This is a genomic window from Amycolatopsis solani (genome assembly GCF_033441515.1).
Taxonomy (GTDB): Bacteria; Actinomycetota; Actinomycetes; order Mycobacteriales; family Pseudonocardiaceae; genus Amycolatopsis; species Amycolatopsis solani.
The window spans coordinates 408,840-424,213 of record NZ_JAWQJT010000004.1; the positions used below are offsets into that span (position 1 = coordinate 408,840).

The 15,374-nt window shown below is 71.0% G+C and carries 15 protein-coding genes; 8 read left to right on the forward strand and 7 right to left on the reverse strand.

All coding sequences use genetic code 11. From position 1 onward, the window contains the following. Window positions 1–9: 9 nt before the first annotated feature. Window positions 10–894, reverse strand: a complete 885-nt coding sequence (locus SD460_RS46040; RefSeq protein ID WP_290055424.1) for a LysR family transcriptional regulator — start codon at window positions 892–894, stop codon at window positions 10–12. Between the two features lie 87 nt (window positions 895–981). Here SD460_RS46040 and SD460_RS46045 point away from each other — a divergent pair, with 87 nt between their 5' ends. After that, a complete protein-coding gene (locus tag SD460_RS46045; RefSeq protein ID WP_290055425.1) occupies window positions 982–1,926 on the forward strand; it encodes a threonine/serine dehydratase in 945 nt (314 codons plus the stop codon). Here SD460_RS46045 and SD460_RS46050 read toward each other — a convergent pair. Both SD460_RS46050 and SD460_RS46055 read right to left on the reverse strand, forming a co-directional pair. Then, window positions 1,880–2,698, reverse strand: a complete 819-nt coding sequence (locus SD460_RS46050) for an LLM class flavin-dependent oxidoreductase (protein WP_290055427.1) — start codon at window positions 2,696–2,698, stop codon at window positions 1,880–1,882. The genes SD460_RS46045 and SD460_RS46050 overlap by 47 nt on opposite strands. Window positions 2,699–2,775: 77 nt before the next feature. Then, window positions 2,776–3,606 (reverse strand): peptidoglycan-binding domain-containing protein, encoded by an 831-nt coding sequence (locus SD460_RS46055; protein WP_318307768.1) that lies wholly within the window; start codon window positions 3,604–3,606, stop codon window positions 2,776–2,778. 419 nt (window positions 3,607–4,025) lie between these two features. On the opposite strand from SD460_RS46055, the gene SD460_RS46060 reads away from it, so the two are divergent. The 3 genes from SD460_RS46060 (at window position 4,026) to SD460_RS46070 (ending at window position 5,820) form a co-directional block, all read left to right on the forward strand. Next, window positions 4,026–5,078, forward strand: coding sequence for a C40 family peptidase (locus SD460_RS46060; RefSeq protein WP_290055431.1), 1,053 nt, complete (start codon window positions 4,026–4,028; stop codon window positions 5,076–5,078). A 62-nt stretch (window positions 5,079–5,140) separates the two neighbouring features. Continuing rightward, on the forward strand, window positions 5,141–5,623 hold the full coding sequence (locus SD460_RS46065) for a hypothetical protein (protein ID WP_438860597.1): 483 nt from the start codon (window positions 5,141–5,143) through the stop codon (window positions 5,621–5,623). Then, window positions 5,620–5,820 carry a DUF3072 domain-containing protein gene (locus tag SD460_RS46070; RefSeq protein ID WP_290055434.1) on the forward strand — a complete coding sequence of 67 codons (201 nt, stop codon included), beginning with the start codon at window positions 5,620–5,622 and terminating at the stop codon, window positions 5,818–5,820. The genes SD460_RS46065 and SD460_RS46070 overlap by 4 nt, the downstream gene beginning before the upstream one ends. A gap of 299 nt (window positions 5,821–6,119) precedes the next feature. Here SD460_RS46070 and rho read toward each other — a convergent pair whose 3' ends face one another. After that, the gene (gene rho, locus SD460_RS46075; RefSeq protein WP_290055436.1) at window positions 6,120–7,181 is read right to left on the reverse strand and encodes a transcription termination factor Rho; all 1,062 of its coding nucleotides are present in this window, start codon (window positions 7,179–7,181) and stop codon (window positions 6,120–6,122) included. A 344-nt stretch (window positions 7,182–7,525) separates the two neighbouring features. Here rho and SD460_RS46080 point away from each other — a divergent pair, with 344 nt between their 5' ends. Beyond that, window positions 7,526–7,948: an ATP-binding protein gene (locus tag SD460_RS46080; protein WP_290055438.1), complete on the forward strand. Its 423-nt coding sequence runs from the start codon at window positions 7,526–7,528 to the stop codon at window positions 7,946–7,948. A gap of 306 nt (window positions 7,949–8,254) precedes the next feature. Here the strand turns inward: SD460_RS46080 and SD460_RS46085 are convergent, their stop codons facing one another. Beyond that, on the reverse strand, window positions 8,255–8,467 hold the full coding sequence (locus tag SD460_RS46085) for a hypothetical protein (protein WP_290055439.1): 213 nt from the start codon (window positions 8,465–8,467) through the stop codon (window positions 8,255–8,257). Window positions 8,468–8,509: 42 nt separating this feature from the next. Further along, window positions 8,510–9,682 carry a glycoside hydrolase family 64 protein gene (locus SD460_RS46090; protein WP_290055440.1) on the reverse strand — a complete coding sequence of 391 codons (1,173 nt, stop codon included), beginning with the start codon at window positions 9,680–9,682 and terminating at the stop codon, window positions 8,510–8,512. Between the two features lie 325 nt (window positions 9,683–10,007). Between SD460_RS46090 and SD460_RS46095 the strand changes: the two genes are divergently transcribed. Together SD460_RS46095 and SD460_RS46100 are read left to right on the forward strand one after the other, a co-directional pair. Next, the gene (locus SD460_RS46095) at window positions 10,008–10,904 is read left to right on the forward strand and encodes a glycoside hydrolase family 16 protein (protein WP_290055441.1); all 897 of its coding nucleotides are present in this window, start codon (window positions 10,008–10,010) and stop codon (window positions 10,902–10,904) included. A 17-nt stretch (window positions 10,905–10,921) separates the two neighbouring features. Further along, a complete protein-coding gene (locus SD460_RS46100) occupies window positions 10,922–11,416 on the forward strand; it encodes a methylated-DNA--[protein]-cysteine S-methyltransferase (protein ID WP_318307769.1) in 495 nt (164 codons plus the stop codon). Here SD460_RS46100 and SD460_RS46105 read toward each other — a convergent pair. Beyond that, complete coding sequence (locus SD460_RS46105; RefSeq protein WP_290055443.1) at window positions 11,413–13,644, reverse strand: extracellular catalytic domain type 1 short-chain-length polyhydroxyalkanoate depolymerase; 2,232 nt, start codon at window positions 13,642–13,644, stop codon at window positions 11,413–11,415. The two genes, SD460_RS46100 and SD460_RS46105, sit on opposite strands and share 4 nt — an antisense overlap. 135 nt (window positions 13,645–13,779) lie before the next feature. On the opposite strand from SD460_RS46105, the gene SD460_RS46110 reads away from it, so the two are divergent. Then, window positions 13,780–15,342 (forward strand): alkaline phosphatase D family protein, encoded by a 1,563-nt coding sequence (locus SD460_RS46110; RefSeq protein ID WP_290055444.1) that lies wholly within the window; start codon window positions 13,780–13,782, stop codon window positions 15,340–15,342. Window positions 15,343–15,374 lie beyond the last annotated feature (32 nt).

The window sequence follows — 15,374 nt, forward strand, 5'->3', positions numbered from 1 at the left end:
AACGTAGTTCTAACGGCCGAGCAGCGCCACCATCTCGGTCACCAGCGGGCCGGGCCGCCGGTGGTGGACCACGAAGATCTCGCGGGCCGGCCGGGCGTCGGCCGCGTCGCGGACCTCGATCCGTGCCGGGCCCACCCGGCCGAGCACGCCCTCCGGCACGAACGCGATCCCGAGCCCGGCCTCCACCAGCGCCAGGACCACCTGGTAGTCCCGGGTTTCGTAGGCCACCCGCAGCGCGACCCCGGCAGCGTCGGCCAGCTCGTCGAGGCAGCCGCGGTTGGGCACGCCCGGGCTGCCGGAAATCCAGTCCTCATCGGCGAGCGCGCGCAGGGTGAGCCGGCGGACGCGCGCCTTCGGGTGACCCGCCGGGAGGATCAGGCGGAAGCGCTCCGAGCGCAGCAGCGTCCGCGTGAGCCCACGGGGGTCGGGCAGCGGCGCCCCTGGGTAGCGGTGCGTGATCAGCAGGTCGAGGTCGCGGGAGCTGACCAGGCCGTAGCCGTCGGGTGGCTCCAGGTCCAGCAGCCGCAGCGCCACCGCGGGGTGGTCGCGGCGGAAGTCCGCCAGCGCGGCGGGCACGAGCGTCATGCCCGCGCTCGCGAACGTGCCCACGGTTAGCTGCGCGGGTTCCGCGCCGAGCAGGGCGCGGACCGTCCGCTCGGCGGTGCGCAGCTCGCCGACGACCGTCTCCGCGTGGCCGAGCAGCGCCACCCCGACCGGCGTCAGCGTGACGCCGCGGGCGTGCCGGTGCAGCAGGCGGGCCCCGACGTCCCGCTCGAGCTTGGCCAATTGCTGCGAGACGGCCGAGGGCGTGAAGGAGAGCCGCTCGGCGGCCCGGGCGATCGAGCCGGCGTGCGCGACCTCGGCCAGCACGGCGAGGCGGTGGGCGTCGAGCACGGGCTACCTCCGGCCATCAGCTCCGCTAACGCCAGCATAGGAGACCTCGCTGGTGCTTACGGCCGGACGGCGCGCATGCTGGACCGCATGATCAGCACAGCGGATGTCGAACGGGCGGCCGAACGGATCCGGGGCCGGGTCCGCCGGACGCCGGTCCTCGCCGACGACGGCGTGTGGTTCAAGCTGGAGCAGTTGCAGCACACCGGGTCGTTCAAGGCCCGGGGCGCCTTCAACCGGATCATCGCGGCGGGCGAGCTCTCGGCGGCCGGGGTGGTGGCCGCCTCGGGCGGCAACGCCGGGCTCGCCGTCGCCCACGCCGCTCGCGAATTCGGGCTGGCCGCCCGGGTTTTCGTCCCCGCGAACGCGCCCGCCGTGAAGGTCGCGAAACTGCGTGCGCTGGACGCGGGCGTCGAGCTGGTCGGCGACAAGTACGCCGACGCCTACGACGCCGCCGTGAAGCACGCGGCGGATTCCGGCGCGCTCTTCTGCCACGCCTACGACCAGCCGGAGATCTGCGCCGGGCAGGGCACGATCGGCCTGGAGCTGCTGGAGCAGGTCGACGGCCTGGACACGATCCTGGTCGCGGTCGGCGGCGGCGGGCTGCTGGCGGGCATCGCCGCCGCGGTCGAGGGCCGCGCGCGGGTGGTCGGCGTCGAACCGCGCACGGCCCCGACGCTTCACTCGGCGCTGGCCGCGGGCGAACCGGTCCCGGTCGAGGTGTCCGGGGTCGCCGCCGATTCTTTGGGCGCTTCGCGGCTGGGCGAGATCGCCTTCGCGGTCGCCACCCGCGCGGACGTGGGCTCGGTGCTGGTCGACGACGCCGCCATCCTGGACGCCCGCGCGGCGTTGTGGGACCGCTACCGCCTCGCCGTCGAACCCGGCGGGGCGACAGCGTTCGCCGCCCTGCGCACCGGGGCCTACCGGCCGGCGCCGGGCGAGCGGGTCGCCGTCCTGCTCTGCGGGGCCAACACCGACCCCGCGACGCTCACTTCCCCGTCAGCCGCGCCACCAGCGGCGCGAACTCCTCGATGAAGGCGCCGTTGACGCTGAAGTAGGAGATGCCGAGCTCGTCGCGGCGCCGTTCGAGTTCGTCGGCCATGGCGTCGGCGCCGCCGCGGAGCATGGCGAGCGAGTCGTGCTCGATCAGCGTTTCGGCGTCGACCCCGAGGAACCCGCGGATCCACGGCGGCACCCGCTCGCCGACGACCCAGATGTTCATCGCGAACTCGAGGTCGCGCGACCCGGCTTCGGCGCGGATTTCGCTCAGGTGGCCCGCGGTTTCTTCGCGGGTGGTCAGCGGGCCGCCGGCGAGCGTGACGATGTCGGCCTTCTTCGCGGCGAGCGCCCGCGCCTTGGGGCCGCCCGCGGCGATCATCACCGGCGTGTGCGCGTCGCCGTCGAGCCGCCGGACGTGGTCGACGGTCTCGGAGATCGAGTCGAGCCGCTCCTGGCCCGAGCCGTAGGGCAGGCCGAGTTCGCCGGCCTGCTGCCGCATCGACGGCAGCCCGGTGCCGAGGCCGAGCTCGAACCGGCCTTCGGTGACGGCGGTCAGGCTGTGCGCTTCCCAGGCCGCCGCCCGCGCGGTGCGCAGCGGGCTGGCCAGGACGAAGGAGCCGACGCGCAGCTCGGTGGTCACCGCCGCGGCGGCCGCGAGCGCCGCGGTCGGCGTCGGCAGGTTCAGGTTGTCCGGCGAAAGCAGCGTCGAGTACCCGAGCGCTTCGGCGCGCAAAGCGGTCTCGCGCCACTTCGCGCCGCCCTCCCCGGCCGCCGCGACCACGCCGAACCGGAACGCCTTGCCCGCCATCGGACCTCCCCCTGAGTCGGTCCTTCGATCAAACCACCGCTGCGCCCGGCCGTGCCACCACGACCGGGCGCTCGGCGTCAGCCGCGCTGGTACTCCTCCCACGTCACCTTGGTGACCGACGGGCCGTCGTCGGCGCCGCGGCCGGCGAGGCCGTTCATGCCCAGGTAGTAGTCGCCGGTCTGGTGCTGGGCACCCGACGACAGGTCCGGGTCGGAGATCGCCATCGCGTGGATGTGGTAGGCGAAACCCTGCGCCGGCGTGCGCAGCCAGGCCGCGAACCCGACCTTGCGCAGTGCCTTCAGCAGGTTCGTCCGGCTGGCCGACGACAGGTTGGACACCGAGATGTCCATCGCGCCACCGCCGTCGTGGGTCCCGGCCGACGCGTCGACGCCGCCCGGGTTGTACGAGCCCTGCGTCAGGCTGACCGACGAACCGAAGATGCCTTCGGCGGCCACGAGCATCGCCTTGGTGCGGGTGTTGAGCGTTTCGCCGTGGTAGGTCACGTGGCTGCCCGCGGACACCGGGCTGGTGACCGTGTAGCGGCCTTCGCCCAGCTTTTCCAGCGACGTCTTGCCCGGCAGGCCGGAGGCGTCGATCCCGGTGTAGCCCAGCGACTTCTGGTACTGCGAGTACGCCGTGATCGTGGTGGTGCCGAAGTAGCCGTCGACGTAGGTGCTCGCCAGGAGCCCCTTCGCCTGCAGCGCCTGTTCGACGAGCAGGACGCTGTCGTGCGCGCCCGGCGTCTGGGTGTCGTCGGCCCGGCGCGGGTCGATCTGGGCCGCCTTGAGCACGGCCTCCATGTTCGCCGTGGGCAGCGCCGCCGTGACCGCGGTTTCGGCCTGAGCCGGTGCGGCCACGGCGAACGCCGCGGCGGTGAGCGCCGTCAACACGGCGGCCTTCGTGAACATCCCTGTCCTCCACTGGTCGGAATCTCTTCGTCCAGGAGGATCACCCCAGCCGGTACAAGGGACGTACAAACCACCCTCATACCCTTGGGGGGTAGGGTACTTTTCGCCGGCGACGGTACGTAATCCCCGTCACACCCGATCTCGTTGCCACTGGTCCAGCCGTGTTTCTCGCGGTCACTGAGAGTTTCGAGGGGGTCCCTATGGACGGCGTCGTGTTCGTTTCGTAACCTGTTCGAGATCTCGCGGCCCCCGGTCGTCGATGGACGGCGACGCGAGATCGCCGCCGATACCCCCCTGCCGGGTACCGGACACCCCCAGCGCGCTCTTCCTGTTGCGGCGGAGCGCGCCCCGGGCGAGGCCCCCGACTCGCCCGTCCGGCACCCGCCGGCGGCCGAACAGCAAAGGAGACCCGCGCGAGAATGCGTTCGCATCCCGTGAAGCGCGTGGTGTCAGGTGCCCTGGCCGCGGCCTCGGTGATCACCCTCGTCACCATGGCCCAGCCCGCGGCCACCGCCGCCCCGATCCCCGTCCTCCAGGCCCCGCCCGCGGGCTCGGACGCGCTGGCCAAGTACCGCGAACTCGCGGGACAGGCCGAGAAGCTCAACGAAGACCTGCTCAAGGCCCAGGACGACCTGACCGCCAAGCAGGGCCAGCTCGACAAGGCCAACGCCGACGTCACCGCCGCGAAGAACTCCGGCGCCCAGGCGATCGAGGCGAAGCAGAAGTACCAGACCCAGGTGGACAAGTTCGCCGGCGCGTCGTTCACCAGTGGCGCCCAGATGAACAAGCTGTCGGCGCTGCTGGCCGGCACGTCCACCCAGGACTTCCTGGACCGCTCGGCGGCGCTCGAGGTCATCGCGACCGACAAGAACGCGGCGATGGACAACCTCAGCGTCGCGGCGGACAAGGCCACGGCGGCCGAGAAGGCGGCGACCGACGCGGCGAAGCGCGCCCAGGACGCCCGTGACGCCGCCGCCAAGCTGGCGTCGGACATCGAGGGCAAGAAGAAGAACCTCCAGGCGCAGCTCGACCAGATCGAGGCGCAGAGCCGGTCCCTCAGCAGCGCCGACAAGGCCGCCCAGAAGGACACCGGCGGCGTGGCGCCGAACGTCAAGGCGCCCACCGCGGCGGCGCAGACGGCCGTCAACGCGGCGCTGAGCAAGCTCGGCAGCTCGTACGTGTGGGGCGCCACCGGACCGGGCACGTTCGACTGCTCGGGCCTGATGCAGTGGGCGTACAAGCAGGCCGGCATCAACCTGCCCCGGACGTCGTCGGCCCAGGCGGGCTTCGGCACCTCGGTGTCGCGCAGCCAGCTGCAGCCGGGCGACCTGGTCGCGTACTACTCCCCGGTGTCCCACATCGGGATGTACATCGGCGACGGCAAGATGGTCCACGCCCCGACGAGCGGCGACGTCGTGAAGATTTCGCCGCTGATGAGCCAGTACGCGGGAGCCACGCGCCCGACGGCGTGAGTTTTCGGGGGGTGCCCCGTTCCGGGAAGTGTAGAAATCCCGGAACGGGGCACTTTCGCGTCATGGTCGAAAACCCTGACGCCGCCACGGTCGACGCCGTCGGTAAGGTCACCGAGGCACTGGAGACGGTCGAGCGCGCCCGCGGGCACCTGTATTCGTTCCACCAGCTGACGGGCAGCGCGGACCTGGCCTTCGGCGACGCCGTGGCCCAGCTCAGGGCGGCGGGTCACGCGGACTGGGCGGAGCGGATCTCCGAGGAGCTGATCGGGCTCAACGTGCTACCCGATCGGTGGACATTCCAGGTCGTCGAGGAGTACGACGACGGGTATTACCGGGAGTGCCGCGACCTCGTGCGTTCCCTCCTGGAATCGCTGACCGGCGGGCGCCGCCACCTGCAGGAACAGCAGATGAAGGCCGACCGCCGCACCCCAGGCCGAGCTGGCCACGAGGCCGGCCGGCCGAGCACCCCACCGGGCGGCACTCGTCGGACACCTGCGCTAGAGTCGAGTCAAGGCGAACAGGTGTTCGAATCGGAGGAGTCATGACGGATCAGGTCGAGCCCAACCCGGAGAAGGACCCGAGCGAGTGGACGACGGGTGACGAGCCGATGACCGGGCCGCAGAAGTCGTACCTGCAGACGCTGGCGCAGGAGGCGGGGGAAGAGGTACCGGAGGGCCTGACGAAGGCGGAGGCTTCGGAGCGGATCGACGCGCTGCAGGAGGCCACGGGCCGCGGCAACTGAGTGCGGGGCGCGGCCAGCGGCGGGCGGCGCGGCCGCTCGGCTGCTCGGCTGCGGGTTGCGACCGGCGCGGCAGCTGGCGGCGATCAGCGCGGTCGTGAGCCAGCAGACTGCTCGCGGCGAGCGCGCGGCGGTCAGCGCGGCGGCTGGCCTGCAGGGCTGCGGGGCTGTGACCGGCGCGACGGCTGGCGGCGATCAGCGCGGTCGTGAGCCAGCGGACTGCTCGCGGCTAGCGCGGCAGGTCGGCGCGGTGGTAGGCGGGCGGCGGTCCGGGTGACCGGCGGGCGGCGCGATTTGCGCTGTCAGGCCGCTTTCGGCGTTGCCGCGCCCATTACGCGGAGCAGGAACTCGGCGTTGGAGCCCGTCTTGCGGAGCTGGTCCAGCAGTTGCTCGATCGCGTGCGGGCCCGTCAATGCGCGCCGGACTTCGTGCATTGCGGCGAGTTCGCCCGGGGTGACCAAGAGTTCCTCGCGGCGGGTGCTGGAGCCCGGGATGTCGACCGCCGGGAAGACGCGGCGCTCGGCGGCCTTGCGGTCGAGCTTGAGTTCGGCGTTGCCGGTGCTCTTCAGCTCCTCGAAGAAGACCGTGTCGGCCAGGGAACCGGTTTCCACCAAGGCTGTCGCGACGATCGTGAGGGAGCCGCCGCCTTCGATGTTGCGGGCCGAGCCGAGGAGGCGCTTCATCGGCTGCAACGCGGCCGCGTCGACGCCGCCGGACAGCGTGCGGCCGGAGGGGCGGGCCGAGAGGTTGTACGCGCGGCCGAGGCGGGTGAGGGAGTCGAGCAGCAGCACGACGTCTTCGCCGCGCTCCACCAGGCGTTTCGCGCGCTCGATGGTGAGTTCGGCCACCGCGACGTGTTCGGCGGGCGGACGGTCGAAAGTGGACGCGATCACCTCGCCGCGCACCGTCCGGGTCAGCTCGGTGACCTCCTCCGGGCGTTCGTCGGCGAGCAGGACGAGCAGCCGGCAGTCCGGGTGGTTGGTCGCGATGCCGTGCGCGATTTCTTGCAGCACAGTGGTTTTCCCGGCTTTCGGCGGCGAAACGACGAGCGCGCGCTGCCCCTTGCCGAGCGGGGTGACGAGGTCGATCACGCGCGGCAGCAGCCGTGACGGCGTGGTTTCGAGCAGCAGCCGCTGATCCGGGTGCAGCGGGACGAGGTCGGCGAAGTGCGGGCGCGGCTCGTCCGGGCCGGCGCCGTCGACGCTGATGATCTCTTCGGCGGTACCGGTGATCTCGTCGCCGGCGCGCAGTTTGTGCTTGCGCACCAACGAAATCGGGACCGCGACGTCGTCGGGTGAACGGCCGAAGCCGTGCCGGACGAACGGGGTTTTTCCGGACAGGTCGAGGATTCCGTGAAAAGGCATGGGTGTCTCCTGATGAGGTGCTGGGCCACGCGCGGAACGGCGCGGGCCGGGAATGCGGAAAGAGGCCGAGCGGCCAAGATCCGGGAGCTTCCTCCGGGCGGCCTTCGGGCCGACATCCGCGAGGAGCGATTCCACTCTAGCGAGACATTTCACAAAGCACAACGGGTAGGACACCGTCGTGGTGGGTAGCTCAGAGGGGAAGCCCGCCGAAACGGGGGAACAGCGGCTGACGATGGGAGCAGATCGTGTATCGACATACCCCGGAAACTGGCGTCGATACGGGCGAGAGCACCGACGCCGACCAAACCGGGACCACGGCCCCGGCGCGTGACAGGACCGAAGCCGTGGTCGCTTCGACCTTCGAGGAACTGGCGCCTGCGCAGCCGAACGAGATGGCCGACCTGCGCCGGCAGCTGACCCGCTGGCTGGGCGAGCTCCCGCTCGACCCGGAAAGCACGCACGACATCACGCTGGCCACGTACGAAGCGCTGGCGAACGTGGCGGCCCACGCCTACCCGGACGGCCACGGCTGGGCCCGCCTCCAGGCCACCCGCACCGGCGACACGGTGACGGTGACGGTCACCGACACGGGTTGCGGCATCGCGGCGACCCGCCCGCGCACAGCGGGCCTGCGCACCTCGGGCGGCCGCGGGCTGGTGCTGATCGACAAGGTGACGGACCAGGCGGACGTCGAGACGAGCGACACCGGAACCACGGTTCGGATGACGTGGCGCCCGGTTTCCCTGCGCGACGCGAGCCAGGACTAGATCCAGCGCTCATCGCCGGCTCGCCGAGGTGCGGGAACACCCCGAGCACCGAAGCGGGCCGGCGAGCGCACGTCCGGCGAGCGGCTCAGCACGACGACTTGGCCGGCGAACACTCAGCCGACAGCCGAACTCGCACGGCAGCCGACTGGAGGGCGTCGCAGCTCAGCGCAAAGGCGCGGCGCAGCGCAACGGCTTCGCCTACCGGACCCGCCAGCACCTGGCCGCGGAACAGCTCAGCGCGAAGGTACTACTCCCCCGAAACCCGCCCTCACCCCTGACAGCGGACCCCCAAACCCCCTATCCCCCTCAAGCCGCCCCGGCCAGCCGGACCAGGCGGTTCATCGGGTACGACACCAGTTCTCGCTCTTCGTCCGTCGTGAAGATCTCGACGGAATCCTCCACCAGCTCCGCCGACGTCACCTGCAGTTGCCACGCGGGCAGTCCCGGCGCCGGCTCGTGCCAGAACCACTGGCCCTTGGTGAGCTGGTACGCCGGGACTGTCGCGTCGTCCGTGTTCATGCAGTGAGGCTAGCCGCCACCACCGACAGTTTTCGCACTGCCTCAGCCGTGCGTGGCACCCACTGTGACCGTCAGCACGTCCGGGTCGCCCGCGAAGACCGCTCCGCTGAAGTCCGGGCCTGGGCTCACGTCGTCGTACGGGAACGCGTAGCCCCGGTTGTCCGGCAGTTTCGAGTGGACGATCCGCGCGTAGTGGTTGGTCGTCTCGCCCTGGTAGAAGCGGGCCGGGTCCTCGTCGGTCGGCTGGTTCGGGTTGGCCAGCAACGTCGTGCGGTTCAGGGCCGCCGCCAGGCGGGGGACGATGGCCTTGCGTGCGTCGCTCGCGCCCGCGGCCAAGGCGAACGGGCCGCTGTCGCAGCTCCACACGTCCGCCGTCGCCGGTTTGGCGAAGGACTCCGTGCCGAAGACCAGCTGGCCGCCCGAGACGCGGCCGGTGAACTTGCCGACGCCCGGGTTCTGCGAGTCCACGATCAGGTCCGTGCCCTCGTACTTCGCCCACACTTGGTCGATGTACCCGTCGAGGTAACCGCCGAACTGGGCCGCGTGGTGGTGCGGTGACAGCACGCGCAGGTTGCCGCCGCCGCCGGTCTGGACCAGGCCCGGCCACTCGCCGCCCAGTGCCGTCAGCGCCGAGGCGATCTGGTCCACCGAACCCGCCGGCAGGCCCTGGACCGTCGAGGTCCCGGAGCCCGACGTGGTCAGCGAGAGTCCGATCGGGATGCCCACGAAGTCGACGTAGCTGATGTTGGCGAACAGCTGCGTGTCGTTGAAGGTGAACTCGCTGAACGACCAGTTCTTGCCGTAGTTCGCATCCCCGGAGTTGAGGAAGCTCGGGTGGACCAGGTTCGGGCCCGGGTCGAGGAAGAAGTCCAGCTTCGCGTCCGTGACGACGTAGATGCGCGCGCCGCCCATCTTGGGCACCGAAACCTGGGCGCCCGAGCCGATCGGGATCGCGCAGTCTTCCGGCAGCGGTGTGGTCGGCGCACCCGGGGAAGCCGGGTAGTACGGTGTGCCGTCGGCGCGCAGCAGCACCAGTTTGCCGTCCGGGGTGGTGCCCGTGACGTAGGCGTACACCGTGCCGGAGCCGAAGTTGTTGACGAGCTTGAGACCGAAGGTGTCGGGCGTCGCGGCGTAGGCCGGCCGCGCGAGGGGCAGCACCGTGGCCGTGGCGAGCGTCGCCGCCGACAGGCTGAGGAACGAGCGCCGGGAGATCATGGTGTCCTCCACGTTGAGGAGACGGCGGAGTCCATAAAGGACTACCGAGGGCGGTTCGCAGGATTCGTTGTGGACGTAAACAAACTATGACTCCGGTTTCGTTACCTGGCAACCCTGCGAAAGAAGGTCCAGACCACCGTCTCACCAGGCCCGCGCGATGCCCCGCCCCCGCGATTTCCAAACGCGACGCCGCCCGGTGTGCCCACGGGTACCGGGTGCCGGGTACTTCCGGGCACACCCCTTGACGCCGACGCGGACCGGCGGTGACAGTGGACGGCCTCGCAGGTCGTGGACGACCCGTTCCCCTCAGGAAGCGAGACCCCCCATGCGCACCGTCAAGCGGCTCACCGCCGTGCTGGCCTCCGTGTCGTTCGTCCTGACCGCCGCCCCGGCGCACGCCGCCGAGACCTGGACCACCGTCTTCCAGGACGACTTCGACGGCGCCTCGGGCACCGGGCTGAACACCCAGGACTGGCTCTACGACAAGGGAACCGGCTACCCCGGTGGCGCGGCCGCCTGGGGCACCGGCGAAATCGAGACCGCCACCGACTCGACCGAAAACGTCTACCACGACGGCCAGGGCCACCTGGCGATCAGGCCCCTGCGCGACGCCGCCGGGAACTGGACCTCCGGCCGGATCGAAACCCAGCGCACCGACTTCGCCGCCCCCGAAGGCGGCCAGCTGGAGATCAGCGCGACGCTCAAGCAGCCCTCCCCCGCCAGTGGTCTCGGCTACTGGCCGGCGTTCTGGGCGATGGGCGCGGACGCCCGCCCGGTCGGCGCGACGAACTGGCCGAGCATCGGCGAGCTCGACATCATGGAAGACGTCAACGCGCTGAGCAAGCACTCCACCACGTTCCACTGTGGACAATGGCAGGGCGAGTGCCACGACCCCGACGGCATCACCAGCGACCTGCAGGACTGCGCCGGCTGCCAGGAGGGCTACCACAGCTACTCCGTGATCGTCGACCGCCGGAACGCCGCCGCCGAAGAGCTCCGCTTCTACCTCGACGGCAACCAGACGTTCGCGGTGAAGCAGAACCAGGTGTCCGACGCGACCTGGAAGGCCGCGGTCGACCACGGGTTCTTCGTCATCTTCGACGTCGCCATCGGCGGCTCCTACCCGAACAAGGTCTGCGGCTGCACGAGCCCGTCCGCCGACATCACGCCCGGCGCCGAGATGAGCGTCGACTCCCTGTCGGTCCGGACCAGCCAGGGCTGACCAGTAGGCTGGGCGCCATGAAGCACGCCGTCGTCGCGTCCCCGATCGGACCGCTGACCCTCGTCGGTGACGGCGAGGCACTGGCCGGGCTCTACTTCGACGGCCACCTGCGGACACCCCGGATCACCGACCTCGGGCCCCGGGACGACGACGGCTTCGAAGCGGCCCGGCGGCAGCTGGGCGAGTACTTCGCGGGCACGCGGCGCGAGTTCGACCTCGAACTCGCGCCGCGCGGCTCCGCCTTCGAGAAGCAGGTCTGGGCGCTCCTGACGAAGATCCCGTACGGCGAAACGCGCACGTACGGGCAGCTGGCCGCCGAACTGGGCGACCCGGGCGCCGCGCAGGCCGTCGGGAACGCCAACGGCTGGAACCCGATCAGCGTCGTCGTGCCCTGCCACCGTGTGGTCGGCACCAGCGGCGGCCTGACCGGGTACGCCGGCGGCCTCACCCGCAAGCGGTTCCTCCTCAGCCTGGAGGAACCGCCCGCGGACGAAGTCGGCCGGCTCTTCTAGCCCCCTGAGCAGGTCACCGTCGGGTCGGTCAGGTTCCCGCCGTGCTGCACGGTGAACCCGATGACGTTGCCGCTCCCGTTGGGCCGCGCGGTCAGCACGTACCCGGTGCTGTCGTACGTCCCGGTGTAGTTCCAGCTGCCGATCACCTTCTGCGGCGCGTGGAAGGTGATCGTGAGCACCCAGTTGTTCGACCCGGTCACCGTGATTTGCCCGTTGAAGCCGACGTTCCACTCCGCCGTCTTGAGGTACGTCCCCGTGCAGCCACCCGGCGCCGGCGTCGTGGTCGTGGTCGGCGTGGTCGGTGTCGTGGGTGTGGTCGGGGTCGTGGGCGTGGTGGTCGGCGTCGGGGTGGTGCCGCCGTTCAGCGCGTCGAGCACCGCGGTGTAGGCGGCCTTCTTCTGGCCGTTGCCGTCGAACAGCAGCGGCGTGCCGGACGCCCGCCACGAATCCGTGTCGCGGATGCCCCACACCGTGATGCCGGTGCAGCGGGCCACCGCGAGGCAGGCGTTCGTGACCGTGCGGAAGTTGTTCGCCTGCGCGGTACCCGACCCTTCGATGTCCAGCTCGGTGAGCTGCACGTCCACGCCGAGGTTGGCGAAGTTCTGCAGCGTCGTCTGGTAGTTCGACGGCACCGGGCTGTTGGGGTTGAAGTGCGCCTGGAAGCCGACGCAGTCGATCGGGACGCCGCGGGACTTGAAGTCCTGCACCATCCGGTACACGCCCTGGGTCTTCGCCTGGTTCCAGTCGTCGGTGTTGTAGTCGTTGTAGCAGAGCTTCGCGCCCGGATCGGCCGCCCGCGCGGCGCGGAACGCCGCCTCGATCCAGTCGTTCCCGGTGCGCTGCAGGTTCGAATCCCGCCGGGCACCCGAACCGCCGTCCGCGAAGGCCTCGTTGACGACGTCCCAGGCGTAGATCTTCCCGCGGTAGTGGGTGGCGACCTGGGTGATGTGGTTCAGGATCGCCGACCGCAACGCGGAGCCCTCCATGCCCTGCATCCAGCCGGGCTGCTGCCCGTGCCACGCCAGTGTGTGCCCGCGCATCCGCGCGCCCTGGCTCGTCGCCTGGCTGACGATCCGGTCGGCGTTGCCGTAGGAGAACTGGCCCTGCGACGGCTCGGTCGCGTCGATCTTCATCTCGTTCTCCGGCGTGATCATGGAGAACTCGCGGCTCAGGATGCCGGTGTAGACGCTGTCCGAGAGCTTGCTCGCCGCGACCGCGGTGCCGAAGTAGCGGCCGGTCCCACTCGCCGCGCTGCCGAGCGTGGTGCCGGCGGACGGCGCCGGCGACGTGGTCTGGCTGACCGTGTCCAGGCCGAGGAAAGCGATCGCGTACCCCACCATCCCGTTCTGCGGCAGCGAATGCCCGGCACCCTGGACGCTGATGCCCTCGACCGGCGCCTGGACGCCGGTGCCGCCGTAGCGCGAGCGCGTCCACCCGGACTGCGGGGTGTCACTCGACGACGGCGTCTGGCTCACGCCCTGCAGATTGGTCCACTGCTTGACCTCTTCGCCGAAGTTCGGGTAGCGCAGGGTGTCGTCGGCGGTGCCGTGCCACAGCTGCATCCGCGGGTACGGGCCGCTGCGCCCGCCGCTCATCTGGCGGGCCTGGTCGCCCCACTGCTGGGCGGTCTTGATCAGCTGGCCGCCGGAGCACTGGCTGTTCCAGCTCGACCCGTCGGTGGTGGCGAAGCAGCCGGCGGGCACACCCATGAACGCCGAGCCGGCCGCGAACACGTCCGGGTACTCCGCGGCGAGCACGTTCGTCATCATCGCGCCGGAGGAGAACCCCGTGACGAACACGCGGGCCGGGTCGACGTTGTAGCGCTGCTTGGCCCAGTTGACCATCGACAGGATGCCGACCGGGTCGCTGCCGCCGCCGCGGGTCAGGGCCTGCGGCGACGAGACGTCGAAGCACTGGCCGCTGCGGGTGGCCTCCGGGAAGACGATGACGTACCCGTACTGGTCGGCCGCGGTCACGTAGTCGCGGGCGTAGCCGTTGAACACCGCGGACGCCGAGCCGGTGCAGTAGTGGACCGCGACCAGCAGCGCCGGTCGCGCGGCCACCTTGTCCGGGACGTAGGTGTACATGTTCAGGTTGCTGGGATTGCTGCCGAAATCGGTCACGCGCGTCAAGGTGGCCGCCGAGGCCGGCTGCGCCGAAATCACCAGCACGATGGTGGCCGCGATCGACAGCGCGGCGGCGAGGAGGGCGGTGATGAGTCTTCGCACTCGACCAGTCCTTTCCAGGGGAGGGCGCAGCTGTGCCGATCGTTCGTTCGCCACCCGGGACCCGTCAACGATTTTCGGAGAGTTTCGCGACCTTTCGAACTGCCGACGCGCCGGACTGCTGCGAGGATTCCGGGCATGACCGAGTTGCTCCTGGGACCGCTGCTGCGGCACGTGAACGCCGACTCGGCGACGATCTGGGTGGAGACGGACGGCCCGTGCGAAGTCGGCGTCGCCGGCGCGACCGCCCGGACCTTCGAAGTCGCCGGGCACCACTACGCCCTCGTCGTGCTGACCGGGCTGGAACCGGGGCGGAGCACGCCGTACGAGGTGCGGCTCGACGGCGACGTCGTCTGGCCCGAACCGGACAGCGCCCTGCCGCCCAGCCGGATCCGGACGCTGAGACCCGGCGACCCGCGGTTCCGCCTGGTGTTCGGCTCGTGCCGCAAACCGCGGGAGCAGGACGCGCTGGGCCCGGACGCGCTCGCCGCGTACGCCCATCGGATCGCCGGGCTCGACGAGGCCGAATGGCCGGAATCGCTGCTCCTGCTGGGTGATCAGGTCTACGCCGACGAGACCACCGACGCGACGCAGGAGTGGCTGGCCACGCGGCGGGACACGAGCCAGCCGCCGGGCGTCGAGGTCGCCGACTTCGAGGAGTACTGCCACCTGTACTCCGAAGCCTGGTGCGACCCGGCGGTGCGCTGGCTGATGTCGACCGTGCCGACGTCGATGATCTTCGACGACCACGACGTCCGCGACGACTGGAACACCTCGCAGGCGTGGCGTGAGGAGATGGCCGGGACGTCGTGGTGGCCGGAGCGGATCCGGGGCGCGCTGGTCTCGTACTGGGTCTACCAGCACCTGGGCAACCTCGGCCCCGACGAGCTCGCCCGCGACGACCTCTACCAGCAGGTGATCAAGTCGGGCGTGGACAACGCCGAACTGCTGCGCGAGTTCGCCGACCGCGCCGACTCCGAAGCCGACGGCGCCAAGGGCACGCGGTGGTCCTACCGGCGTGACTTCGGCCCGGTCCGGCTGCTGGTCATCGACTCGCGGGCCGGCCGGATCCTCGCCGGCGGCACCCGCTCGATGGTCGGTGACGACGAGTTCCGCTGGATCGAGGAGCAGGCCGGCGGCGACTTCGACCACCTGCTGATCGGCACGTCGCTGCCGTGGCTGATGCCGACCGCGCTGTCGGCCGCGCAGTCGGTCAACGAGCGGCTCTGCGCCCGGCCGGGGGTGGTCGGGCGGGTCAGCGAGTGGTTCCGGCAGCTCGCCGACCTGGAGCACTGGCCGGCGTTCCGCGAGTCCTTCGACCGGCTGGCGAAGCTCATCACCGGCGTCGCGGACCGGGGTGTCGCGTCGGTGAACGTGCTCTCGGGCGACGTCCACCACGCGTACGTCGCGCGGGCCGACGTCCCGGGTGCGCCGGTGCACCAGCTCACCTGCTCGCCGGTGCACAACACCGTGCCCTGGTACATGAACCGGCTGTTCCGCGCCGGCTGGGCGCGGGGGCTCACGCGGCTGAGCGAGGGGCTGGCCCGCCGGGTCGGCGTGCCGCCCGCGCCGCTGACGTGGAGCTGCGTTTCCGGACCGCACTTCGGCAACGCCGTGATGACGCTGGACGTCGACGGCCGCGAAGCCACCGCGACGCTGCTGCAGCCCGAGCAGGACGAGAAGCCGATCCGGCTCACCTGAGGGTGGGTGCGGCGCGGCCACCCAAGTGTCGT